The following is a 25,662-nucleotide window of genomic DNA, read 5'->3' on the forward strand; positions in this document are numbered from 1 at the left end:
ATTTGAAATAAACTAAGGTATTTGTCGTTCTTCCCTAAACTCTACTACTGAATCTCTTAGAAAAACTATATTTTCTTCCAGAGCATCATAGCTTGGACCATATTCAAGAGCCTCAATATTATACGTTTCTTTCCAGTGATTTAATTTATGTTTTGAAATACCTTCCTTTAGCACTATATAATGAGGACATGCAGAACTTGAAGTATTACTTATATTTTGTAATATTAAATTTATATCTGGATCACTAAGACTGTATCCTAAAAATATAACTGTATGTGTCAAAAATAATGCATGCAATAATGAATAAAACTCTGGAAATTTTGATTGTGCTTCATAATATTGTTTTGCTGTAAATATTATTTCTTCAGTATCATCAATAGTCCCATGTGCTTTAATAATAAGTGATTCCGGTGATTTAATATTAGCTATTATCGATTTTGATTTTTGATAGTCATAAGTTACATACCCATATTCTCTGCACAAATTATCATATATCTTATCAAAGTTAGTGCTTATTACAATTTTGCTGTCAATATCTTTAATTGACTTATGTACTTCAGATGGAATATATCCTGCTCTAGAATATGTATCTTTCAAGTATTTATTATACGTTCCTGCTTCAGTTAAATCACTAATTGCTTGTAGCGCTAATAAATAATTTTCTTGTGCTATCATACCATCTATATACTGCAAATCATCTGCTGTTGGCTTCTTCATTAACGACTTAATGTTTTTAATAAAAGTTCCCCATGTATCTGGTGAATTTCCATCTGCATTTTTAGCTGTTGCTGAAATACCAGAACCTAAAAATATTATACACCTTCTATAAGCAAGTTCTTCAATTAAATTTTCAGGCCAAACTATTTTACTCATTAGTTTCACCAACATTCTTTATAAATCTAGTAGCAATGTGCTCCATAAATTCCTTATATTCATTAACACTGCTAATTTGATTTCCTCTTACGCCATCCTTATATGTTAAATCAAATATAGGAACATTTGAAGTCTGAGATAATGGAACTACACTATATACATAAGGAATATCACCGATTTTTATATCTTCATCATTCAATCCATTTTTTCTAAAAATATTTAAATGCGAAGTTATTGCAAATCGTATTTCTGAAATAACATTTTCATACGCTTGCGTTGTCTTAATACCACTTTTATATTTCCGCTTAGAATATTGTTGAATTGAGTAGCCTATAAATCTAGTTGTCTCTTTTACATTTATATTTACTAAATATTTGTCTTTATATTCATTTAAATTGAACGTACTATCTGTTAATTCAAATGTATTTAGCGCATATTCATATAATTTCATCCACCTATTCATCCATGAAGCAATATTTTTTACACCTAATAAACTGAAAATATCTGATGCCATCGGAGTAAAAAAATAATCTGAATTTAATAATATACTTCTATTTAATGCCCCTAGCGAAGGACCAACATCAATTAATATATAATCATAGTTTTTAAATTTTTCCTTAATTTGGTTAAGCCAATTTAATTTTCTTAATCCACCTTTTTTTTGACCAATAGTATCATCCCAACAACTACTCATTAGATCATCTATTACTGATAAATTGGGGTGTCCTGGAATTAAATCCACCTTAAATTTACTATCTTTAGCTAGAAATGAAACTTCTAAATTAGACAAGTTTGGCTCTCCATTATCCATGCCATCAAAAAAATCATATATCGTTGATCTACTAGAATTTTCTCCATAGTATAAATCCCACTTGTCTTCTGGAATAATTACTTGAGTTGAATTTGATTGTGGATCTAGATCCATTAATAATACTTTTTTTTCTTTATGAGTGCTTAGATAACTTGCCAAATTGACAATAGTAGTTGTTTTACCAACTCCTCCTTTATTATTAAAAAACGTTATAACTTTAATAATACTCCCCCCATTCTTTCATATTATTATTTATACATTGGTAAATTATATCATTATTTGACATAAATGTACACACTTGCATTATATTCAAATCATTTTTATTCTATATAACTGCTTTATCAAACTAAAAATATACTCCAATTCATCATCATTAACTATTTGAATTTCGTAATCTCCATTACCCCAATGTCCAGTTTTAGACATATCTTTAGCAATATTTTTAGAATCATCTATAGTACCCATTTTAGTATTTAACCAAATTTTCAACCCTTTTCTTTGCAAAAGAATATCTATCATAATTTTATTATTGCACAAAAAACCTATTTCCATTTTCTTAACTTTTATACTTATGTTATCATTTAATGAAATTATAAATTCTTTGATTCTAGAATATAAATCAATAATTTCTTCTGAAGAATTCTTATAATGATCTTCTTCTGTATATACAATAACTTCATCATTAACTGTTTTAGCCTGATTATTTGATGTTGTTATTGTTTTAATAGATTCTGATGATTTTGATGGCTTTATAGAATTAAAATACACTGTATTATTAGAAAACTTCTTTACTTCACATAACTCAAAAGGTAAATCTTTAAAATTAATAGATTCCTTCTGATAATTATTAAATGATGGTGATACAAATATTACCCTTGATTGTGACCAATCAACATCATCTCTCTTTAGCGATGTTTTGCAATTTTCATTATATTCAAGTATAAACTCCGCCTTATTATTTAATAATAGTGACAAATAAGCATATCCTTGATCTATAACACTAAAACTGCTAGTATTTTTATATTCAATTATTACAAAAGCCTTGCTGCTTTCATCAAAAGCTAAAGTATCCAATCTAAAGTTATTAAATGAGAATTCTCTTTTAACAAACTTTAAACCAAATATATTTTCTAAATTACCTTCGCATAACTTATGTAATTCTATTTCCTTTTTAAACGGTATTTCTTTTATTTCTTCTAGCTTTTCTCCACTTATATTGTATAAGAACATATGTATTCTCCTAACTTATTGATATTATTTTTTAAACAAACTCTTAAAAGCAAATTTATTAAAGCCTCTCATTCTCCTTACTTTATGTAAAATATCTCCCTCTGCTCTAATAATAACACCTTCTTGAGTTGTACTATATTCATTTCCCTCAGTATCTTCTAATATAATTTCAACTTTAAACAAATCACTACATTTCCCATATTCGTCCATACCTAACCTTATACAATCTTCTTATCCAAAGCTTAGTAATAAATCATCTAGAATTATATCTCTCACTGTTAGCCACCTAAAAAATTAAATTTTCTACAATTCCAAACCCTTGATTAACCGCCACCCCATAAACCGGTCCAATCTCCTGTTTCATTCTCTTAACAAATTCCTCTTCCCTATTTTCATGCCTAAACTTCTTAAGATTATCAACCTTTAACACTTGTCCATATTCATCAAGCTGATTTTTCCTATCTTCATCAACTACGAAACAAAATGCTTCATACTGCATTTCACAAAACCTATCAATATAAGTATCATAATGAAGTAAATTATCACTTTTCTTGCTGTTAATATTCTTAAATGTAGGTATTAAATTCCACATTTGATCATGAAGCACAAAACTCCAAGGAATAAAATGATCTATACTTAACTCACCATACTCATCATAATTATTCTCTGAGAAATCCAAGCCAGTATATAAATCCTTTATATGTTTTTGATCTATAATAGTCTTCCATATTTTTCTCTGTTCTCCTAGTTTTCTTTCTTTTGGTGCTTCCAATTTCATTGCTATTCCTGGAACATTGGGATTTCTCTTTTGTAGAAAACATGTAAGTTCATAGTATGCCCAGCCTTCAATAATTTTTCTGTTATATTTTAAATAATTGAACCAGTTATCTCTTATTCTAATGCAATTTTCATTTTTCTCATTTTGGTATATCTCATAAACACACTCATTATCTTGTCTTGATAATTCTTCAATTTGCTTTTCAACTTTTCTGCCTTTAAGCTTCCCTTTGAAAAAAGGTGCTAGAAATCTATATGGTACATTATAAGTTAAATCCTTTAACATTTTATTTAATTTGTTATCTTCTGACTCATATATAAATTTAAAAAGCTTATCGTCATTATAGTTACTTCCAAAATTATATGTATCAGAAATATAATTAACTACCTTTGCTAAACTATCACATAATCCAAAACTAAGCTTACATTTTAAAATAGGATACCAAGATTTAACCACCATCCTGCTTATTAATGTTCTAAACTCAATTTCTTTTTTATCACAATCTACTTCCTTTTTATTAGAAGCTACTTCCTTTAATATTGCTAATAACCAATACATTTTATAACTAGCAGATGTGTCATTAAATACTCCTGCAAAAGCAGAATAATTGACTTCACTGCTATATGGTACCTGACATATTTCCTTTGGTAATATTATTGTTTCTTGTGGTGTATATATTTTATCCATTCAACCTCACCCATTTTAATACAATCTACCTACATTTTAACACAAAAACCTGTTAAGAAAAATCAACACTTTTTTAGTAGGTTTTTAAAAATAAATATTTATATTTATTTTTAGGGGCATCGCAAACAAGCCAACCAGATATCCTGCTTCGCTCAAAGAACTTCTAAATTCCTAAGAATCAGGTCATATATATTTCTTTTAATCTAGCATAGTAAATTCTTAGAAATTTATTAAATGCAGCAATTTTAGCTACTTTTTTGGCTTTTCCCTCTGCTTCTTTTTTTATCATATATAAATATATTGCATCATTTTGAGGCTTATTGCTCTTTATACATTTCATAATCTCATATCCGGTCTTTCGCAATAATGAGGAACCTCTTTTGGATATTCGACGTTTGTTTCCAACAAACTATCCCGATTCATAAGGTGGAGAGTCAATGCCTGCATAAGCAATTAATGCTTTTTTACTATGGAAACGTCTTATATCTCCAATTTCAGCAATTAAACGTGGAGCTAGTGTATCTCCAACTCCGGGCATTTCTCTAACAATTTTATATTCTTCTAAACTACTTGCTAGTTCTTGCATTTGTGATAAAATTAAACATAGAGTTTTATCCACTTCTCGGAGAACTCGAACTGCTTCCAATACTAACATTTTGGTCGATGGTGTAATGGAAGATAAAGTGGGGATACCTTCTTGAGCTAAAGCATATATTTTTTTTGCTTTTGACTCATTTTGATGGTATCCATTATTTTTTGCCCATTTTAAATAGCTCCTTATAAACTGTTTTTCACTTTTGCTAGTAATGTTATCATAATGCCAGTATTCTTCTACAAAAGAACTTAATTTATCCTTATCAGGTTTACTTGATCTATTTTTTAATAAACTCTTAATATCTGGCATTGTTCGATCTAACATATTACTAAGCACAATTTTACTCTCTACCCGCATACGTATGTAATGAGAATATTGTCTACCTAATATTCTTAACTCTGAATACAATTCATCCGATGCATGATAATCAACCATGCGAAACCAATTATCAATTCCATAGCTTGCTATCTTAATAGAATCAATTTTGTCAGTTTTACCTTTTCTAAGCGCCATAGCAGCATACTTTTTCATAACTAGAGGATTAATCACAGATACAAATATGCCATGTTCTTTAAGATAACTAAGTACCGGAAGATGGTATGCACCGGTCGCTTCCATGACAACTCTAGTTTCTTCATTAAAATTCAAGATACACTTAACCAATGCAGATAATTCCGTTTCTGTATGAGTTAATTCATATGGCATACTAATAATCTCACCATATGGTTTTAATATACATATTGTACTTTTTCCTTTTGATATGTCTATTCCAACGCTAATCATCATTTGTTTCCTCCAACTTGATTTATTGCAATTGTATTCCATCTGCACTTATTACAATTCATTTTGGTTAGTTACACGAAAGCCATAAGGTTTCAACCTGCTTAATCGAATCTCTATAATAAGGGATGGCTGACAGTTTTTGTGACGGATGTAGAAATCCAAAAAGAGCTCCGCCAGACCAATTACTCCCTTAATTATAAATAAAAATAAGTGCAAATGTATAACCCTTTATTTATGGTTTACACTTACACTTATACAGTACCAAATAAGAGTTTACTCTACATAAACTCTCATTTTAATCCAATTATTTACTTTACAACTTTAAGGTGAAAAGTCGATATCTTACCCACTTCAAACCATTTTATTGAATTGAGTTCATCAACTCAAAGAAATATTTTGACTCTTGGGTTTTATAAAGATTGTACCAGGCATCTAGGGTCTGCGGTGAGAATACATCTAGAATTTTCAATATATGCAAAGCAAATTCAAGAGGAGCTATTCCAGAAGCAGTAACCAAACTTCCATCAGTAACTACACATTCCTGCTTATAATACATTTCTCCATCATAACTAGGACAGACCATTTTAAGATACCCCAGGTCATTGCTTGTATGATCTCGTTTATCCAATACTCCCCCCATAGCAAGTCCTATTGTAGCGCCACAAATTGCCCCTACAACAATACCTTTCTCTAAATATTTTTCAGCCATTTCTATAATTGGAGCATGGAATGCTTCTGTCCATGTATTCCCTCCAGGTAGAATCAAAGCAGCAGCATCTTTAATACTACACTCCTTAAGTTCAATTTCTGGCAATATTTTAAGACCTCCCATTGTAATAATAGGGGTCTTGGTAATTCCTACAGTGACTACTTTTAGCGGCTTTGCTCCCTTTTTAAAGTACCTTCCCGAATTGATTTCAGCGCTTAAATAACCTATTTCCCAGTCTGCTATTGTATCAAATACATAAATATATACTGTATTCTTCATTTTCTATTCCTCCAAATTCATTTCATTGTTGCTATTTATTACAAGATGGTATCAAACTCCATCTCGAACTATTATATATTATCTTCACTGACAAATTTGGTCAGTTAAGATAATGGGCCATCAAATCTTTAAGAATTGCTGCCATAGCATCTTTAAAACTATTTGGTTCAAGCACCTTTATTGACTTACCATATTGGAGTAGAATATGAGGAACATAGGTATGGATTGAGTATTCATCCATTAAAAAATTAGCTCTGCATTCAGTTCGTTCTATCAGATGATATCCTAAAAACCAATGTGCACAAAGGTCATTCAATGCTTTTGATTTACCCTCAATTACTAAAGTGCAAAGTCCTTCTTTGCTTTCCACATCGGATAATAAGTTTTTTATAAAAAACTCACGAGCCGAAAAAGCTTCAGGACGCTTAAACGTATTTTGAGTGCTTATAATATTTACTACTCTATCTACCCTAAAGCTGCGAATTTCATTCCTAAGATGGCAAAATCCAATAACATACCATTTATCGTTCCAATAAAGCATCCCATATGGGTCAACAAACCTATGCTTAGGATTTCCTTCATAACCTGTACAGTATTCAATTTCCATAGAGCATTCATTAGCAACAGCTTGTTCAATCTCCCTTAATATAGGTTTGACAGCTGGATCACAAACACGGCTCAATACTTCAAATCCCACTAAATGACGATTAAGATTTTTTTCTTGTTCTTGATTCGAGAACCTCTTTAACTTTGATGTTGCACTATTTAGTGCTTCTATAAAAGGATAGCCTGCTTCCATTGCAAAAGTTGCAGCATGCAAAAGTGATTTTTTCTCTTCAATATCAAAAAACAAAGGTGTTCTAATAAAATTGTTAAGCAAACTATATCCGCCATTATGACCAGGCTCCGATATTATTGGCACTCCACTAACGCACAATGCATCTATGTAACGATAAACTGACCTTATGTTTATTTCTAACCTTTCAGATATTTCCTTTGCAGTTATTTTTGCACCTGAATTCAGCATCCATAAAATTGCTAGCATATTATCATTTTTTGGCATAATGCTCCTCACTTCCCTAAATCCATGATAAACCATGTTAAAATATGCACAATTTACAATACAGAGTTAAGCACAATCCCTTCCTTAAAGCCCCCGCGTTCCTCTCTCTTCTTATCTCTAACCTTTAAAAGATCGTCTTCACTATAACCTAAGCTATCAGCGAGTCCAAATAAAACCTCCATTACGTCAGCTAATTCCTCTAAATTCTTATCTTCTAAAAATTCATTAACTTCCTCTTGTAATTTAGCTTCCAAAAGCTTGTACTTTTCATCTCCAGCTACAATTACAGTATCACATGCTCTTCCATCTGCTTTTATTATTTCTGGAATTTTATCTCTTACTAATTTATTATATGTCTTCATTACTTTTCACTCTTTTCGTAATTATTCATTTAAATATAAATTTCTTCCAATGTTCCATTGTCATTATACTGAAAGTTATCCTTTCCTTACCATAAACTCAATTGCTTTTTTCTCATTTCCATACTTCAAAATACTGTTTTCTTCACAAACCTCAATTACAAAATCACTAAAATAAAAATGAATCTCTTCTTTAGTGAAAAACCTCTTATATCCAGCCTCTGTCAAATAGAAATTCTTTTCTATTTCTTCTCCACATCCTGCTCCAAAATTAAAATCATTTATAGAATTCACTCTTCCAATTAAGCTGCTCTTAGGTTTTAATACTCTCCTTATTTCTTTAATTATATTTTGGGTTGTTTTATCATCAAAATAATGAAGAGATAAATCTGCTATTATAAGCCCCTTACTTCCATCCTCAAAAGGTAAAGTTTTAGAAAGATCCATTAGAATTGTTTTTGCTTCTGGTATAGCTTCTTTTAATTTCTTTAAAGCTTCTTCTGAATAATCACATGAAATTACCTTATACCCTTTTTCGCTTAGATATAAAGTATCTGCTCCAATCCCACAGCCTAAATCAATTATTTCTTCATTCCTGCATTTCTTCAAAATATCAACATATCTATCTAACCACAAATCATAGAATGGTTTCTTTACTATTTTATTTTTATAAATATTATCCCAAAACTTTTTATTCTCCATTAACTTTCTCCTATTTGTTCTTTTTATACTTGTAACTATAACAAATCACTATATATTAATAAGTAAATTCTCTGTCCATTCAGCTAATTCCTCTAAGTTTTATATTCTTAAATTTAGTTACTTCCTTACTTATAACTAGTTAATTTATCTAAATTTTTAAATGCTCTTTTACCAGCATTTGCTACTATATACCACTAGATAATTGTGGTACAATAACCAATGTAAATATTGTAACCACAGAAGGATGGCTGTGGAGGTTTTGAACTTTTTATGCACAGCATAACTCAACTAAAGATTCAAAGAATCTAAGTTTCGTAATATCTCCCTAGGACCATTGGTGATATTTCATCATGGTTAGGGGGTGGTATTTGATATGCTAGAATTGATTATTAAATGTTTTACTACTCTTTATATTATTAGATAGATGAATTTAATGAAACACACTCCTGCGGAGGTATTTCTACAGTAATAATGTGCATAATCTCTTTATTTCTAAATCGATAATAGAGATTAATTTTCTTGGAATTCATATAGAATTTAATGGCAAAGAGAAAAAGCACCCATCCCATAATGATTAGTGCTTTAATCTCTTAACTTAAAATTTAAAATTATATCCAATAGCCCTAAAACAAAATAAAAGTTCTAAGGATTGCTTAGTGTTACCAGCACTAAGCTTTTCTTATTTATATTATATCAAATTTTTTAAAAATTAAAACATATTTTTTATAAGATTTACACATCTTCATTACATACATTTTAACTTTTAGAATTTATTTAAAAGTTTTGCTTAATTATATACAAATATCTCCATGATTTTTCCGCTAAATGTAAAAATAATCGCACCAACAGAAACTGAAATTAAGAACATCGATATAAAAACTAATGTAATGGATTATTTATTTTATACATTTTAATCTCTTCATCTGAACTTATTATAGTACCTTCACTCATCTATATTGTCATCATAGTAGTATCGAGTATTAAATCACATTGATTCCTAATATCTAATTCTGCAAAATAATGTTCTTCCATAGGAATCCATTTATTTAGAAAATCTTGTAGTTTTTCTTTTCCGTTACGTTTTAGTATTCTCTCATATTGTACCTTTGAATTAACATTTATAAAAATTTTATAATCATAGTAATTTCTTAATTTAGGATGAAGACTATAACTTCCTTCAACTATAGTTAAGTTCTTTGATTCAACTTTGATGGGCTGACTAAATTCCCATATATTACACAGATATTTCCTATATGTAACAGACTTTCCGTTTTGAAGAGGCTTTAATATTTCCTCCTCAAACCTTTCATAGTGAACATTCTCGCCAGCCTTTTTTAACCTTTCTTCAGTTTTCATCTCAAGAGGTAAGAAAAAATCATCCATATGGAAAATGTTACAATCAAACTGCTCTTTAAGCAGTAATCCCAAAGTACTCTTACCTCCACCACATCTTCCATCAATTGCAATTAATAACTTTTCATTATCTTTTAATAAATTTTCAATTACATCAAATACATCTTTGTATTCATTATAAATTAATGGCTTAAGTTCCTTTCCCATTGTTCCCTCCAACATTTAAAATCCGGCTGCCCAAAAGCAGATTTCCTATACTGAATTTATTGAAATACACTCCTGCGGAGGTATTTCTACAGTAATAATGTGCATAATCTTTTCATATATCATTTAAAATTTAAAGCTAAGTTTCTTGGCCTTGATATTGAAGTTAAAAGTAAAGAAAAAAGTGCCCCATCCCAACAAGATAAGCACTTTTTCTAAGATTATTTAAAAAATCTAATCTAATAGCCCTAAAACAAAATAAGCACTTTGTGAAAGTGACCAGCACCAAATATAAAATTTGGGCTATCTACTTTTGTTCTAAGGATTGCTTAGTGTTACAGCACTAAGCTTTTCTAATTTATATTATATCAAAATTTATAAAAATTAAAACATTTTTTTATAAGATTTACACATCTTCATTACATACACCATTAAACAGATTTTAATTTAGAAATTGTGTGGTTTATTATAATTCTCACTTTTTTACCTCTACTTGTTCCCATTCCATCAAGAATATGTATTTATTTACACCTTTTCAAAACGGAATACTTTCCAAATTATGTACGATACTGCCCATGATAAAATAAATAGAACTACAAGTACATATCCTATTCCAGCAAAATTAAGATTTTGTATCCATTCCCAAATTCCGTAATTCAATCCCAATTTAGGCGTTAATATCTGTGCTAATTCAATAAATCCTATACCTAATGCTGCTATTATAGACAATCCTGTTACTGATAAATTATAATAAATCTTGCGTAAAGGAGTTGAAAATGCCCAATTATATGCAGTAGTCATAAATATTCCATCCACAGTATCCATTAAACTCATTCCAGCAGCAAAAAGAATTGGCAAAGATATTATCATAGAAAATGGAACAGCTTGGGTTGCAGCATTTGCAGAAATAGCTAAAAGTGCTACTTCTGATGCAGTATCAAATCCTAAGCCAAATAAAAAACCAAGTGGATACACATGCCAGCTCTTATTGATGAAGCGATACAAAAATCCAAAAAAGCGTGAAACAAATCCTCGTTGTAATAAAATCCGATTCATATGCTCTTCATCAAATTTCCCCTTGCGTACTCCAATAAAAAGTTTGTAAATATCAAACCATATATATAAATTTAATAATCCTATAAGCATAAGGAAACTGCCTGATACGGTTGTACCAATTACACTGCCTATAGTTTTTATATAAGGGATATTCTCTTGAGCCCATTTCATTGAAAACACAGTCAATATTGACATGATAAATACTACCGAGGAATGTCCAATAGAAAAGAAAAAACCAACACCTAAAGGATTTTCTTTTTGTTGTACCAATTTACGAACAGTGTTATCAATTGAAGCTATATGATCTGCATCAAAAGCATGTCTTAAACCTAGTGTATAAGCTAAAAAGCCAAGTCCAACTATCTGTGGATATTTAGTTATATTGGCTAATAAAAGTAGTATTCCTATAACATGCAATAGTAGTACTATAATACCATAAGGTATCCATTTGTGATGTTTTTTTAATGGGAAGTTCATATCAACCTCTCCTCTCTCACTAGTTTATGAAAAAATAAAATTACATTCAACATATTTGCAGGCTAGACCTGAGATAAAGTATGAAAAATAATTACACATACTTATCCTATTTCTTATTTAATATTTCATTTGCTATGACAATTTGTCCTAATGCCACACCACCATCATTTGCTGGTATAAGTTTATTTGTATATACAGTAAATTTTTCATTTTCCAAGTCATTTATTAAATTTTTCAACAAATAAGAATTTTGAAATACCCCTCCGCTTAATGCTACTTCATTAACACCTGTATCTTTTCTAATTAGATTGCACATATCTTTTGAGCATTTAATTATTGTATTATGAAACTTATCTGAAATAATAGATGCTTCTTCACCTATTAATTTATCTTTTATAATACCTGCAATAATTTTTTCTGGTTTCAAAATATAGCCTTCACTTAAAGGTATATCATAATCATAAAAATCCAAACTCTTCTTAGAAGCAGCTGCTTCAAGTTCAATAGCGGCTTGACCTTCATATGTAATATGGTTTCTAATTCCAATTAAGCTTGATACAGCATCAAAAAAGCGTCCCATACTTGAGGTTTCAGGGCAATTAATATCTGCTTCAATCATAGCTATTATATTAATTGCTTTATTTCCATAGAGTCTAATTAATATTTCTCTCATTTGTGTATCTGAGCTGCATTCCTTCCATATCTTTGACTTAAAAATCTTATATATATATGCTACAGCCATTCTCCATGGTTCCTTAACAGCCTTGTCACCACCAGGCATTTTTATATAGTCTAAATGTCCTAATCTGGTAAATTCTTTGTTATTACAAAGTAAAAATTCTCCTCCCCAGATCCTTCCATCAATTCCATAACCTGTTCCATCATAAGCAATTCCAATAACTTTTTTATTTATGTTATTTTCTACTAAGCAGCTTACAATATGTGCGTGATGATGCTGAACTTGAATTTTAGGTAAGGGTGAATTATATGCATATTCACTAGAAGCATAATTTGGATGCATGTCACAAGCAATATACTTGGGAGTGAAATGAAATATATTTTTAAAATGTTCTATATTATTCTTATAATGTTCAATTGTTTCTATATTTTCTAAATTCCCATTGTATTGACTTAAAAATAAATAATTTTCTTTTCCAATGCAAAAAGTATTTTTCATATTTGAACCACAAGCTAAGATTTCTTTTGGATTCTCTATTTTTATAGGCTCAGGCACATATCCTCTTGCTCTTCTTACTATGCGCACTTCATTATCTACTACTCTTACTACTGAATCATCTATTGGCATATAAATGTCTCTATTATGTAATAAAAAATAATCTGCAATGTCCTTTAAATTATCAATTGCACTTTCATTATTATATTCTAAAGGTAATCCGTTAACATTTGCACTTGTCATAATTAAAATTTCAACCTTATCTTCAAATAGTAAATAATGCAGCGGGGTGTAAGGCAGCGTAACTCCTAATGTCTTTTGCTTTGGTGCTATTGATTCTAATAAATTGTAACTATCAATCTGATCCAGTATTACTATTGGTTTCTTTATGCCTATAAGTACTTTTTCCTCTTCCTCATTTACATAACAATACCTTTTAACCTTGTCTATATCTTTCATCATAACAGCAAAGGATTTGTGTGGTCTTTTTTTTCTAGTTCTTAGTATATTTATTGCTTCTTCATTTTCAGCATCACAAACTAAATGAAATCCCCCAAGGCCTTTAATAGCAAAAATTTTGCCTTCCTTAAGTTTTTTTCTTGTCCATCCTAATACATCCTTAGTTTCTATCTTTATTCCTTTGAAATCCTGAATCCAAAGCTCAGGACCACATTCCTTACAAACATTGGGCTGTGCATGGAATCTTCTGTTAACTGGATCAGTATATTCTTCATTGCATTCTCTGCACATTTTAAATTTCTTCATAGTTGTGTTATCTCTATCATATGGAATAGATTTTATTATTGAAAATCTCGGACCACAATTTGTACAATTTGTAAATGGATATCTATATCTTTTGTTTGATGGATTTGTAATATCTTCAATACAATCTTTACAAGTAGCCACATCTGGAGAAATTAAAGTGATTTTTTCATCTTTTCTTTCACTTTCTCTAATATCAAAGCTTTTATAATTTATAAGCTCTTTTTCCTGTATGATTATATTTTCTATTTTAGCTAATGAAGGTTTTTTAAGTTTTAAATTATTAATAAAGTCATTTAACTTCTCTTCTTCTCCCTCCACATCAATATATACTCCCTCTGAATTGTTATTAATCCACCCTTTTAAATCAAGTGCTAGAGCTTCATTATAAACAAAAGGTCTAAAACCTACCCCTTGAACAATCCCCTCTACTTTCAAAAATAATCTCTTCATAACATAACACCTTCCTATAGCTTAAAATATCCTAGATAGCTGCTAGACCAACCCAAATGATTTTTATCTAACCTCATTCCTAAGGCATTATCAAAAAATAAAAAGTCAATCCTCTATCTATTTTCTTTCATATGCCTAATTTAGCATATTCTAGGCAGCTGCTGACCTGAAGGCATGTCTACTATTCGCTTTCCACCTATAATTGTTTTTAAATATACTTTTTGTGGCACCTGCTCTATAACTCTGCCAATAATCGCTGCATTAGCCCCAAGTGAATGCTTTTTCATTGCCTCTAATACTTGATTTGCATAAGCTTCTGATACAAAGCAGCATAATTTACCTTCATTAGCAATATATAATGGATCTAATCCTAAAAGTTCGCAGCTTCCTTTTACTTCTTCACTTATAGGAATTGAACTTTCATCTAGTTCAATGGATACTTTGCTCATTTCTGCAATTTCATTTAAAACAGCTGCAACTCCACCTCTTGTAGCATCCCTTAGGACATGAATATCAGAACATACTTCGAGCATTGAATCCACAAGGGAATTTAAAGGTGCACAATCACTTTTTAATTCGCCTTCTATATCTATTCCGCTTCTTTGGCACATGATAGTCATTCCATGATCACCTAAAGTTCCATTAACAATAACCACATCTCCAGCCATGGCATTATATGCTTTAATATTTGTATTCTCATAAATTGTGCCTATTCCAGATGTATTTATAAATACTCCATCCACTCCACCTTTTTCAACTACTTTAGTATCACCAGCTACTATTTGAATCTTAGCTTCTTCTGCTGCATCTGCCATAGATTTTACAATCATCTCTAGTTTTTCTATTTCAAATCCTTCTTCTATAATAAATGCACTGGTTAAATATAAAGGTTTAGCCCCACTCATGGCTAAATCATTTACCGTACCACAAACTGCAAGCTTTCCAATATCTCCCCCATTAAAAAATATGGGATTAACTACAAAGGAATCTGTAGTGACAGCAATTCTCTTGCTGCCATCTAGACTAATTTGCGCAGAATCATTCATTTCACTTATAATTTCATTATTAAAATACTTTATAAATAAATCATTAATTAGGTTATTAGTTTGTTTTCCACCACTACCATGACTTAATGAAATTCTCTCTTCCATATTTATTCCTCCTATTATATATCTATAATTATTTCCCTTAATTAAGTGAAACTTGATTAAGATTGGATTTGGTCTCCATGTGAATCTTAGTAAGATATTTCGAAGAAATATCCTACTAAACTGTAAATTACCCATAGGATACCATAAATGGTACAAACTGTACCCTGCTTATTATAGACTGTATCTATAATAAGCAGCACAAGTACCTTCTGAAGATACCATGCAAGATCCTACAGGATTTTCAGGTGTGCAGGCCTTCTTAAATAGTGGACATTCAAAAGGAGTTATTTTTCCTTTAAGTATATCGCCACACCTACAGCCTGGACTTCCATCATAGTCCTTATAATCTATATTAAAATGCTTTATCGCATCAAAATCTTCATATTCTTTATTGAATTTATATCCGCTACTTTGAATAACACCAATTCCTCTCCAAGCACTTTCAGTAACTTCAAAAACTTTATGTAAATACCCTAAAGCCTCTGGATTCCCACAATCCCTGACTATTCTTTTATAATCATTTATTACGTCATAATCTTTTTCATTTATCATATTAATAAGTTTATTTAAGCTGCCCAGTATATCTAAGGGTTCAAAGCCAGCTATAACTCCTGGAATTTTATATTCACTGCCTAAAAATTCATATGGTTTTTTACCTATAACAGCACTAACATGCCCTGGAAGTAAAAATCCATCTATATTTATTTCCTTATCTTCTACAAGAGTCTTCATGGCAGGTGGAACTATTTTATGAGCAGTTAAAAAAAATAAATTTTTTACTCCTTTCTTTCTTGCTTCTATTGCTGTTATTGCAGTCATTGGCGTTGTTGTTTCAAATCCAACTGAAAGAAAAATTATTTTTTTTGATGAATTGTTTTCAGCAAGTGTGAGTGCATCCATTGGTGAGTATACAATTCTAATATCTGCTCCTTCTCCTTTTCTTTTCATTAAAGAAGTTGTCTTACCTGGCACTCTCATCATATCTCCAAAAGTTGCAATTATAACATCTTTATTTAAGCTTAACTCTAAAGCTGTATCAATGTAACTTTGAGGAGTAACACATACAGGACACCCTGGTCCTGATATTATCTTTATATTTTCAGGAAGTATATCCCTTATTCCATATCTAAATATTGACATAGTATGAGTTCCACACACTTCCATTATATTTATTTTTTCATTAGTAATATTTTGTATTAATTTCACAAGGCCTTTAGCATAGTCTCCATTTCTAAATTCATCAACAAATTTCATTATCTGATAGCTCCTTTATCAGTTCTAAAGTTTTTGCTGCTTCTTCTTCATCAATTTTTTCTATGGCACAACCTGCGTGGACTAATACATATTCTCCAACTTTTGCATCTGGAATTAGCTGCATAAAAACTTCTCTTTTCATATTACCTATTTCTATAATTCCTCTAAATTCATGTAAGCTTAAAATCTTTCCTGGAACTGCTAAGCACATAATACTTCCTCCTAAACATCAGATTAAATTTTAACTTTATCTCTTTTAATGTAGAGTAGAGTTTCAAATACGAAACTCTACTCTTTCTTCTTTCTTTTTTCTATAAAATAAACAATCCATATACTTGTTTCATATAGTATTATTATGGGTAAAATTGTTAATATGCAAGTAAATAATCCTGCATTAGACAAGAACAAACCTTCTAAAGTTAAAGCAAAGAAAATGATATATTTTCTCCATTTTTTAAGAATTTTAGAACTTAACAATGACATTTTTCCTAAAATTACAATTGCATAAGGCATCAAAAATACTACGCCTATGAAAAAGCAAAAAATGCCTATGAAACTGAAATATGTTCTTCCTGAAAGTAGTGGATTCATATACTCTTGTCCATACGATATAAGAAAATTTAAGATTAGTGGTATTAATAATATGTATCCAAAAAACATACCAAAAAGAAATAAGATAACTATAAAATATAAATTTATATATAATAGTTTTTTTTCTTTCTTAGTGAGCCCTGGATTAACAAATGCTGCAATTTCATATATTATAATTGGACTTACAGCTATAGTACCAGTGAATATTGCTAACTCCATTCTAGTTACGAATCCCTCTGTTATTGAAAAATAGACAAGATTTAAATCAAACTTCTTTATAGGGTACATCAATATTTCTATTAAGTAATAAACCTTATCATATATTACTCCTGCTGCTATAGCCACAAATATAATGCTTATTATTAATCTCTTTCTCAACTCTCTAAGGTGATCCACCACAGACATGTCTTTTATATTTTCATCAGCCATATAATCACCTCTAAAATCAGTATTTATGTGCTTTATCTCTTTTTTCTAATAAGTAAATACAACCAATGCTAATTTCATATAAAGCTATTATAGGCATAGTTACTAAAATAAAAGTTACAGCATCTAATGAAGGTGAAACAATTGCTACAGTAATTAGTGATAACATTACAGCAAACTTTCTCTTGGTTTTTAACATTTTACTATTAACTATTCTGAGTCTTGACAAAGCAATGAGTATGAGTGGAAGTTCAAACAGTATACCTATAGTCAACAGCAATGTTCCTATAAAAGAAAAATAATCGCTGCCTGATAAAGTTGCTTTCATAAAATCATTTCCACAATCTAATAAGAAACCTATAGTTGATGGCAGTAAAAATTTGTATCCAAATAAAATGCCGCCTATAAATAGTGCTACAGCAAGTGGAATTATAACAAAATAAAGCAACCTTCTAACTTTCTTATCAATTTTTGAAGCTCCGATAGATATTAATAAATAAGTTATTATAGGAGAAGAAACTATAACTCCGCCTAAAAATGCGACCTTCATTTTTGCCATAAAGCCTTCAACAGGAGTCATAAAATATAAATCAATCCCATTAAGTGGTTTAATTAAAATCTTTATAATATAATCCACTTGAAAATACATTGCTGCTGTGGCAATAATAACAATAGCAAATATTCCTATTATTACTTTTCTGAATTTCTCTAGAACATGTGCTATATGAACAATCTGTTCACTCTTTACCATACCTTCACTCCTACTTTTCTTCTTTTTTCTCGTCTTTCTTTTCTTCTTTTATCTCTTCAGTTTTTGCTTCAGTAGCAGCAATATCATCATCATTCTTTGTTAAATCATTTGATGCTTTCTTAAACTCTTTAATTGCTTCTCCAATAGATTTACCTACTGATGGAAGTTTTCCTGGTCCAAAAATTACTAAAGCAATTACTAATATAACTATTAATTCTGGAAATCCTATTCTTGGCATATTACTCTTCCTCCTAAAATCCTATTTATTATTTTCTTTTTTCAACAACCTTGTCCTTTAACCAGGAACAAAATTCATCTATTCCTTCATCTTTTATACAATTTGTTTCAAAGGTTACCGCATTAGCATTTAAAGACTTTATATCTTTATAAAACTCTTCTTTGTTAAAATTAGTAAATGGCAACAAGTCTATTTTATTTAGAATAACTGCTCCACTTTTTTCAAACATTAAAGGATACTTAAGTGGTTTATCATTTCCTTCTGTGGTGCTTAAAACACTAATTTTGATATCTTCACCAATCTCAAATTCAGCAGGACACACAAGATTTCCTACATTTTCTATTACAAGAAGCTCCATGCTATCTAAATTTAATGAATCCAGTGAATTTTTGATCATATCTCCATCTAAATGACATGCTCCACCTGTATTTATTTGTACAACTGGTATGCCTTGTGCTTCAATTCTTTCTGCATCCTTAGTTGTATAAATATCACCTTCTATTACAGCAATTTTTATTTCATTCTTTAATTTAGCAATAACTTTTTCAAGTATTGAAGTTTTACCTGAACCTGGTGAACTCATTAAATTAACAACATAAATTCTTTTTTCATCTAATATTTTTTTATTTTTAGCAGTTATTTCATCATTTGTTTGAAGTATATTGGTTACTACTTTAATTTCACTCATCTCTATTCTCCTTCAATTGTACTAACATAAAGTTCATATCCACTTAAGATATTAGTGGAGAACTTATTACAGTTTGGACATAATTTATTAAAATGATCTATTTCAAATGTAATATTGCAATCATCACACAAGGCTTTGGCATCAACTTTTTCTATTAATAACTTTGCATCTTCAACTATGGTTCCTTTTGACATACCTTGAAATGCAAATTCCAAAGATTCTGACATTACGCCAGAAAGCTCTCCAATTTTTATAGTTATTTTAGATACATTCTTTAAGTTATTTTCCTTTGCCTTTTCTTGAACAATTTTTATGGTATTTTCTATAATTGATACTTCATGCATAAGCATTCACCTATCCTATATTTAGTTCATCTTCTTTCATATTAAGCTCAGCTTTAATATGTTTTATGATTTCAGGAATTTTATTTTTCATGGTTTCAGTTATTTCGGTATCTAAACATATTTCTTCAGGTTCTATCCCAAATATTACAACTTTAGGGAATTTACCAAGCATATTTGCCATTTGAACTACATCTAATATCTGAACATCATGTATTGATAAATTTTCCTTTTTATAACCGTTAATATCCTCTGGATTAATTTTATAAATAGTTCCTGGCTTATATCCTGCTTTTAAGCAATCTATAATTATCACCTTGTTATATTCTAAAAAATAACTTAATGTATCTAATGTAGAAGTACCTCCATCTACTAATTCAATAGTAGATGGAAGATTTTCCTTTTCTAATTGTCTTATAACACAAACTCCTACACCGTCATCTTTTAAAAGTATATTTCCTATTCCAATAATGACAGTACTATTCATAATTAAATTCCTAAAGGTTGTATTATGAACTTAGACATTTCCACTCCATCTGGTGACATTACATGCACTGAACATCCTGTACATGGGTCAAAAGAGTGAACAATTCTTAATAATTCAACTGGCTGTGTTATATCTGCTATGGTTGTTCCTATTAAAGCTTTTTCAATTGGTCCAACATTACCACTATCATCCATTGGTGATGCATTCCAACAAGTTGGAGTGATAATTTGATATTTTGATATCTTTGAACTTGCTACTGATACCCAATGTCCTAGTGCTCCTCTTGGTGCTTCTGTTAGTCCAATTCCACTTCCTGAAGCTGGAGTCCCTATATCAGTATATCCACTTTTATTAACTTGTATTTGATCAATCCATTTACTAAGATTATTTGCAATCTTAGCAGTTTCAATGTATCTTGCCATATGTCTATCCATAACTGATACACCTTTTTTATAATCTCCACTTATCCATGCCCTTGCTAGTGGACCTGCTTCATAAGGTTGTCCATTATATCTTGGTGCCTTAAGCCAAGTATATGCTCCTGATTTTCCATAACTTGGCGTTGTACTTCCAGAAGCTGGATTTGTTCCTGACTGTGATGAGTACCATGAATGACCTACGTATTCTTTAATATTATCTTGACTAAAGCTTCCTATAACCCCATTAGTTACAGTACCTTGTGGGAATAATTTAGTTCCATTTGTATCTGTATCAAACACACCATATGCGATTAAATTGCCATAACCTTTTCCTATCTTATAATAATCACTATACGTTGATGCCAACTTATTAACATCAGCTTGATATGTGTCTGTAATAAAAGTTGTTATTTCGCTTAAATTGCTTTTAAACTTAGTTATATCTACTGCTGAAGGTATTGCAGTTACACCACCTGGAACAATAGAAGCAGCGTGTGGAAGTTTTCCACCAAATATTGCTCCCATTTCATGAGCTTTTCTTCTAATTGATAATGCTTTTATGTAATTATCAACTAAAGTTTGGTTATCAGTTGAATCAAATCTGTAGTCTTGACCATACGTTGGAGTCCATGGATGTGATTGTGGACCTTTAACATAATCCATTAATGCTAAATGGTAGAAATGTAATATATGATCTGAAATATAATTTGATCCTTGTATAAGGTTTCTTAGAAGCATTCCTTGTAAATTGGGAGTAAATTTAGCTGCTTGTTCTACTGCTTTTGCTGAAGATATTGCATGGGAGACAGGACATAATCCACATATTCTTTGTGTTAAAAAAGCTGCGTCCTTTGGCACTCTATTTAAAAGAAGATTTTCAAAATCTCGATAAAGCCCTCCTGAAGCTTGAGCTGCAGTTACAGTATTACTTGAGTCAAGCGTTACATTAATCTTTAAATGTCCTTCCAATCTTGTAATTGGATCTAATGTTATTGTACTCATTTATATCATCCCTTTCGTCTGAACTTGCTAATTTAGTAGCCATTTATGTTAAGTAAATAACTTCAATCATATCTTTTTTATTGCTTAAATTTCAGTTACATTTATCCTTTTTTAAGTGTAGCACCTGACACAGTATCTACTTTAGTTTTGTCTTTTTGGTTTTTTTCATTGGACTCTTCATCATTATTTGCTTTTTTAGTGGCACCAGAAACAACATCTATTAATGGATTTGTAGGAAAAGCTGGATTTGCACACCCCATACATGGCTGATTTGCTGCTATACAGAAACTAACTCCATTATTCCATTTCATGCTAGGACATACATTTGAGCATTGAGGCCCTTTACATCCTATGGATCCATAACATCCATATATACCCGGTTGTTTTACCTTTTCTTTTCCTCTTCTTTCGCATTGTTTGTGAACTGTAGTACCATAATATTTTGTTGGTCTATTATTTGAATCTACAGCTGGTGCTCCTATTAAAATAAGGTCAAGTAATGTTTGTACCATAACTGTTGGATGAACTGGGCATCCTGAAAGATTTATTACAGGATTGGTTGTTTTACCACTTAACACTGTTGATACTGATTTACACCCAGTTGCACTGCTTGCACCTGATACTCCACCAAAGGAAGCACAAGTTCCAGCTGCCACCACATATTTTGCCATAGGTCCATATTTTAATACAGCTTGCTCCATCGTTAATGGAGAACCATTCTGCTCACCAATTATACAATAGTTTCCACTTTCACCTGTTGGCACTGCACCTTCAACTACAAGTATAAATTGTCCATTATAAGTGGTAGCACATTCTTCAAGAGTATCCATTGCAGTATTTCCTGCTGCTGTCATAAGTGTAGTATCATACTTTAAACTAATTTTGCTTGAAAGTACATTATCAATAGTAGTTGGATTAGTAACATTTAACGTTGAAATTGTACATCCTGAACAACCTGATCCATTTAACCATATAACTGGTGGATCTGTTTCTGCTGCAAGTACTGTATTCACTCTATCCATATCTAAATCAATGTTTAGAGCAACTGCTGCTGCTACAGACCATTTTAAAAATTCTCTTCTGCTAATTTTCATAATAATACTCCCTTTTGTTATTTTTTATATAATTCCATGCACGGTTTTATAACATATGTTATTGTATTGATTTTACCATAAATTTAATATATATCCAATATATTGTTAAATTATACATAAAAATCCTTGGAATTTGCTGAGAGTTTGCTGAGAATTTGCTGAGAATTTTCTAAAAAAATACGTTCCACATTTTCCTATTTCACCTTTTTTTCTTATATCCTTTAAAAATTTAAGTCAAATTACTTAGCCTTGATATAGAAATTAAAAGCAAAGAAAAAAGTGCTCCATCCGACTAAGATAAGCACTTTTCACTCTTTTCATAATTATTCATTTAAATATAAATTACTTCCAATTCGTCATTGTCATTATCCTAAAAATTATCCCTTCCTTACCATAAACTCAATTGCCTTTTTCTCATTTCCATACTTTAAAACACAATTTTCTTCACAAACCTCAATTACAAAATCACTAAAATAAAAATTAATCTCTTTTTTAGTGAAAAACCTCTTATATCCAGCCTCTGTTAAATAGAAATTCTTTTCTATTTCTTCTCCACATCCTGCTCCAAAATTAAAATCATTTATAGAGTTCACTCTTCCAATTAAGCAGCCCTTAGGTTTTAATACTCTTCTTGTTTCTTTAATTATATTTTTGGTTGTTTTATCATCAAAATAATGAAGAGATAAATCTGCTATTATAAGTCCAGTACTTCCATCATCAAAAGGTAAAGTTTTAGAAATATCCATTTGAATTGTTTTTGCTTCTGGTATAGCTTCCTTTAATTTCTTTAAAGCTTCTTCTGAATAATCACACGAAATTACCTTATACCCTTTTTCACTTAGATATAAAGTATCTGCTCCTATCCCACAGCCTAAATCAATTATTTCTTCTTTCCTGTATTTCTGCAAAGTATCTGCGTATTTATCTAACCACAAATCATAGGATGGTTTCTTTACTATTTTATTTTTATAAATATTATCCCAAAACTTTTTATTCTCCATTAACTTTCTCCTATTTGTTCTTTTTATACTTGTAACTATAACAAAGAACTATATATAAACAGATTTTAATTTAGAAATTGTGTGATTTATTATAATTCTCACTTTCTTCACCTCTACTAGTTCCCATTCCATCAAAAATCTTATAAAACCAATATTCTTACTTTCCCCAATTTTTAACAATAACATCTTAACTACTTGTCTATTAGTCTGCTTTAAACGTTCTATTAAATTTTCCGCACCAATTTCATTTACTTTCAAAACTAAACTATATAATTCGTCTACATAATAAGGCTTATAGGTTTCCCAGCCTCTTTCTGAAAAAACTATCATAGGCAATCTTCCATTATAATAAATCTCTAAATAACCATTTACAATCATCCAATCTATGATTTTTGTAATTTCTTCGATTGTCAACATATTGTAGTATCCATAACTAGGACACTGATATAATCCATTTTCTAATACTTTTTTATCTTTAGATCCTTTAAGTATTTTTGCCAGCATTGTTCTCCCTGCAGAGGCGATAATTTCATCTGCTGCTCTAAGTATATTATTTATATCTTCCTTTGAAGGATTCTTTTGTCCTGTTAAATCACTTAAATTATATCTAACTCTAGGCTTTCTACTCATTTTCCACACCTCTTTATGACATTCCATTGCTATATCTTAAATTATAATATCTTCTTCTTTAAATTTTGCAATTTTTCATATTGCTCAGATTCACTATATAATTTATACTACTTTACAATTCCAACTCTAAATATTTTAATCTTCTATTTACAAAATCTATATCAAATTTTCTATACATTTGGCTGGCTGCCCAGATTTTCATACTTTTATATTCTGGATGTGACGCATTTCCCATGATTTCAAGAAATTCTTCATATCCTGGTATTCCTCCAACATCCTCTGGTGCTCCATCTCCAAAACCATCCACACAAAAAGGATGATTTCTATTATAATCAACTATTTCACCTTCAAATATAATTTCATGTTCCCAGCCATCTCCAAAATCATACGAATATTTTATTATTTTCTCATCTTTTATATAATCCCTAATATAAGCTTCTGATTCCAAAACCACTTTACAACCTGGATTATATAAATCAATTTCATCTTCATATTCACTAATAATTTTTAATTCTCGTTCACCTTTTTCATTTATAATATCAAAATCATGTAAATGACAATCCTTCCAATCAAAAGCAATCTGAAGGATTTTATGAAGTTTTTTAAAATTAATATCAACTGGTGTTACTATTCTTCTTTCAGCAGTATAGCCTCCTAAATCTAGCTTTACTAATAAACTATTAGCCTCACACTTAATTACAGACTCTCCATAAACTTCTTTTAGATCTTCTAAAATTAATTCACAAGGATGTTCGTAATTAGATTTATCTGTCTTAATAAGATCATAATTTAATTTTATTGAAATTTCCTCTTGATAAACATTATCCAGGTCTAATATATCTTCAAAGAGCCCTACTAATTCACATGCTTTATTTAATCTTGCTACATATTTATGACCGTTTGTTTTAGTATAAACAGTTTCCCCAGCATCACTTAAATACTGTTCTATAATTTCTTCTCTTATTTTTAACTGCTTAAGGCTTCTTTTAATGCCTTGTAGAATTAGTTCATCTATTTTCAAAAAATCCTTTGATTTAAGACCAAAAAGAACAAATCCAAATCTATTTTTGTCATTTACCACTATTACCGCTTTTCTTCGCTTAATCTTAATCAAATTAGCACTCCAAGAGAATAACTCTTTCTCTTCAATGCCTCTCTTTTGAGTAATTGGTTCAATCTCATCTTGTAATTTTTTTGTACAACCTATAATCATCTTCTTCATCCCCTTCTAACCTTCATAT

At 30.2% G+C, this 25,662-nt stretch carries 26 protein-coding genes and 1 pseudogene; all 27 read right to left on the reverse strand.

Annotated elements, in window-relative coordinates:
* Nucleotides 1-12 precede the first annotated feature (12 nt).
* Nucleotides 13-873, reverse strand: coding sequence for an SIR2 family protein (locus tag CSPA_RS19685; protein ID WP_015394121.1), 861 nt, complete (start codon nt 871-873; stop codon nt 13-15).
* Nucleotides 866-1,843: a ParA family protein gene (locus CSPA_RS19690; RefSeq protein WP_015394122.1), complete on the reverse strand. Its 978-nt coding sequence runs from the start codon at nt 1,841-1,843 to the stop codon at nt 866-868. Before CSPA_RS19690 ends, CSPA_RS19685 begins: the two co-directional genes overlap by 8 nt.
* A 150-nt stretch (nt 1,844-1,993) precedes the next feature.
* Nucleotides 1,994-2,914 carry a DUF5655 domain-containing protein gene (locus CSPA_RS19695; RefSeq protein ID WP_015394123.1) on the reverse strand — a complete coding sequence of 307 codons (921 nt, stop codon included), beginning with the start codon at nt 2,912-2,914 and terminating at the stop codon, nt 1,994-1,996.
* Nucleotides 2,915-2,938: 24 nt separating this feature from the next.
* Nucleotides 2,939-3,124 carry a hypothetical protein gene (locus CSPA_RS19700; protein WP_015394124.1) on the reverse strand — a complete coding sequence of 62 codons (186 nt, stop codon included), beginning with the start codon at nt 3,122-3,124 and terminating at the stop codon, nt 2,939-2,941.
* A 76-nt stretch (nt 3,125-3,200) separates the two neighbouring features.
* Complete coding sequence (locus CSPA_RS19705) at nt 3,201-4,379, reverse strand: HNH endonuclease domain-containing protein (RefSeq protein WP_015394125.1); 1,179 nt, start codon at nt 4,377-4,379, stop codon at nt 3,201-3,203.
* A gap of 178 nt (nt 4,380-4,557) precedes the next feature.
* Nucleotides 4,558-5,757, reverse strand: a pseudogene (locus CSPA_RS19715) (IS110 family RNA-guided transposase).
* Nucleotides 5,758-6,118: 361 nt separating this feature from the next.
* Nucleotides 6,119-6,745, reverse strand: coding sequence for a type 1 glutamine amidotransferase family protein (locus tag CSPA_RS19720; protein ID WP_015394126.1), 627 nt, complete (start codon nt 6,743-6,745; stop codon nt 6,119-6,121).
* A gap of 100 nt (nt 6,746-6,845) precedes the next feature.
* Nucleotides 6,846-7,808: a helix-turn-helix transcriptional regulator gene (locus CSPA_RS19725; RefSeq protein WP_015394127.1), complete on the reverse strand. Its 963-nt coding sequence runs from the start codon at nt 7,806-7,808 to the stop codon at nt 6,846-6,848.
* A gap of 53 nt (nt 7,809-7,861) precedes the next feature.
* Complete coding sequence (locus CSPA_RS19730) at nt 7,862-8,170, reverse strand: nucleoside triphosphate pyrophosphohydrolase (protein ID WP_015394128.1); 309 nt, start codon at nt 8,168-8,170, stop codon at nt 7,862-7,864.
* A gap of 75 nt (nt 8,171-8,245) precedes the next feature.
* Nucleotides 8,246-8,869 (reverse strand): class I SAM-dependent methyltransferase, encoded by a 624-nt coding sequence (locus tag CSPA_RS19735; protein WP_015394129.1) that lies wholly within the window; start codon nt 8,867-8,869, stop codon nt 8,246-8,248.
* Between the two features lie 951 nt (nt 8,870-9,820).
* Nucleotides 9,821-10,429 carry a uridine kinase family protein gene (locus tag CSPA_RS19740; protein WP_015394130.1) on the reverse strand — a complete coding sequence of 203 codons (609 nt, stop codon included), beginning with the start codon at nt 10,427-10,429 and terminating at the stop codon, nt 9,821-9,823.
* A 522-nt stretch (nt 10,430-10,951) separates the two neighbouring features.
* On the reverse strand, nt 10,952-11,959 hold the full coding sequence (locus tag CSPA_RS19745) for a HoxN/HupN/NixA family nickel/cobalt transporter (protein ID WP_015394131.1): 1,008 nt from the start codon (nt 11,957-11,959) through the stop codon (nt 10,952-10,954).
* A gap of 106 nt (nt 11,960-12,065) precedes the next feature.
* Nucleotides 12,066-14,348 (reverse strand): carbamoyltransferase HypF, encoded by a 2,283-nt coding sequence (hypF, locus tag CSPA_RS19750; protein ID WP_015394132.1) that lies wholly within the window; start codon nt 14,346-14,348, stop codon nt 12,066-12,068.
* 140 nt (nt 14,349-14,488) lie between these two features.
* The gene (hypE, locus tag CSPA_RS19755; RefSeq protein ID WP_015394133.1) at nt 14,489-15,499 is read right to left on the reverse strand and encodes a hydrogenase expression/formation protein HypE; all 1,011 of its coding nucleotides are present in this window, start codon (nt 15,497-15,499) and stop codon (nt 14,489-14,491) included.
* A gap of 171 nt (nt 15,500-15,670) precedes the next feature.
* Nucleotides 15,671-16,753, reverse strand: a complete 1,083-nt coding sequence (gene hypD / locus CSPA_RS19760; RefSeq protein ID WP_015394134.1) for a hydrogenase formation protein HypD — start codon at nt 16,751-16,753, stop codon at nt 15,671-15,673.
* On the reverse strand, nt 16,740-16,964 hold the full coding sequence (locus CSPA_RS19765) for a HypC/HybG/HupF family hydrogenase formation chaperone (protein ID WP_015394135.1): 225 nt from the start codon (nt 16,962-16,964) through the stop codon (nt 16,740-16,742). Before CSPA_RS19765 ends, hypD begins: the two co-directional genes overlap by 14 nt.
* A 77-nt stretch (nt 16,965-17,041) precedes the next feature.
* The gene (gene tatC, locus CSPA_RS19770) at nt 17,042-17,773 is read right to left on the reverse strand and encodes a twin-arginine translocase subunit TatC (RefSeq protein WP_015394136.1); all 732 of its coding nucleotides are present in this window, start codon (nt 17,771-17,773) and stop codon (nt 17,042-17,044) included.
* Nucleotides 17,774-17,789: 16 nt separating this feature from the next.
* Complete coding sequence (gene tatC, locus CSPA_RS19775) at nt 17,790-18,521, reverse strand: twin-arginine translocase subunit TatC (protein WP_015394137.1); 732 nt, start codon at nt 18,519-18,521, stop codon at nt 17,790-17,792.
* A gap of 10 nt (nt 18,522-18,531) precedes the next feature.
* A complete protein-coding gene (locus CSPA_RS19780) occupies nt 18,532-18,759 on the reverse strand; it encodes a twin-arginine translocase TatA/TatE family subunit (RefSeq protein WP_015394138.1) in 228 nt (75 codons plus the stop codon).
* 28 nt (nt 18,760-18,787) lie between these two features.
* A complete protein-coding gene (gene hypB / locus CSPA_RS19785; RefSeq protein ID WP_015394139.1) occupies nt 18,788-19,447 on the reverse strand; it encodes a hydrogenase nickel incorporation protein HypB in 660 nt (219 codons plus the stop codon).
* A 2-nt stretch (nt 19,448-19,449) separates the two neighbouring features.
* Entirely contained in the window at nt 19,450-19,791 is a 342-nt protein-coding gene (hypA, locus tag CSPA_RS19790; protein ID WP_017810450.1) for a hydrogenase maturation nickel metallochaperone HypA, read from the reverse strand.
* A gap of 10 nt (nt 19,792-19,801) precedes the next feature.
* Nucleotides 19,802-20,275: a HyaD/HybD family hydrogenase maturation endopeptidase gene (locus tag CSPA_RS19795; protein WP_015394141.1), complete on the reverse strand. Its 474-nt coding sequence runs from the start codon at nt 20,273-20,275 to the stop codon at nt 19,802-19,804.
* A 2-nt stretch (nt 20,276-20,277) separates the two neighbouring features.
* Entirely contained in the window at nt 20,278-21,696 is a 1,419-nt protein-coding gene (locus tag CSPA_RS19800) for a nickel-dependent hydrogenase large subunit (RefSeq protein WP_015394142.1), read from the reverse strand.
* A 101-nt stretch (nt 21,697-21,797) separates the two neighbouring features.
* Nucleotides 21,798-22,790, reverse strand: coding sequence for a hydrogenase small subunit (locus CSPA_RS19805; protein ID WP_015394143.1), 993 nt, complete (start codon nt 22,788-22,790; stop codon nt 21,798-21,800).
* Nucleotides 22,791-23,167: 377 nt separating this feature from the next.
* Entirely contained in the window at nt 23,168-23,791 is a 624-nt protein-coding gene (locus CSPA_RS19810; RefSeq protein WP_015394144.1) for a class I SAM-dependent methyltransferase, read from the reverse strand.
* Nucleotides 23,792-23,839: 48 nt separating this feature from the next.
* Nucleotides 23,840-24,421 (reverse strand): RQC-minor-1 family DNA-binding protein, encoded by a 582-nt coding sequence (locus CSPA_RS19815; protein ID WP_015394145.1) that lies wholly within the window; start codon nt 24,419-24,421, stop codon nt 23,840-23,842.
* A 112-nt stretch (nt 24,422-24,533) separates the two neighbouring features.
* Nucleotides 24,534-25,634: a plasmid pRiA4b ORF-3 family protein gene (locus tag CSPA_RS19820; protein ID WP_015394146.1), complete on the reverse strand. Its 1,101-nt coding sequence runs from the start codon at nt 25,632-25,634 to the stop codon at nt 24,534-24,536.
* Nucleotides 25,635-25,662: the final 28 nt, after the last annotated feature.

Origin of the sequence: Clostridium saccharoperbutylacetonicum N1-4(HMT), assembly GCF_000340885.1 — a bacterium.
GTDB lineage: Bacteria > Bacillota > Clostridia > Clostridiales > Clostridiaceae > Clostridium > Clostridium saccharoperbutylacetonicum.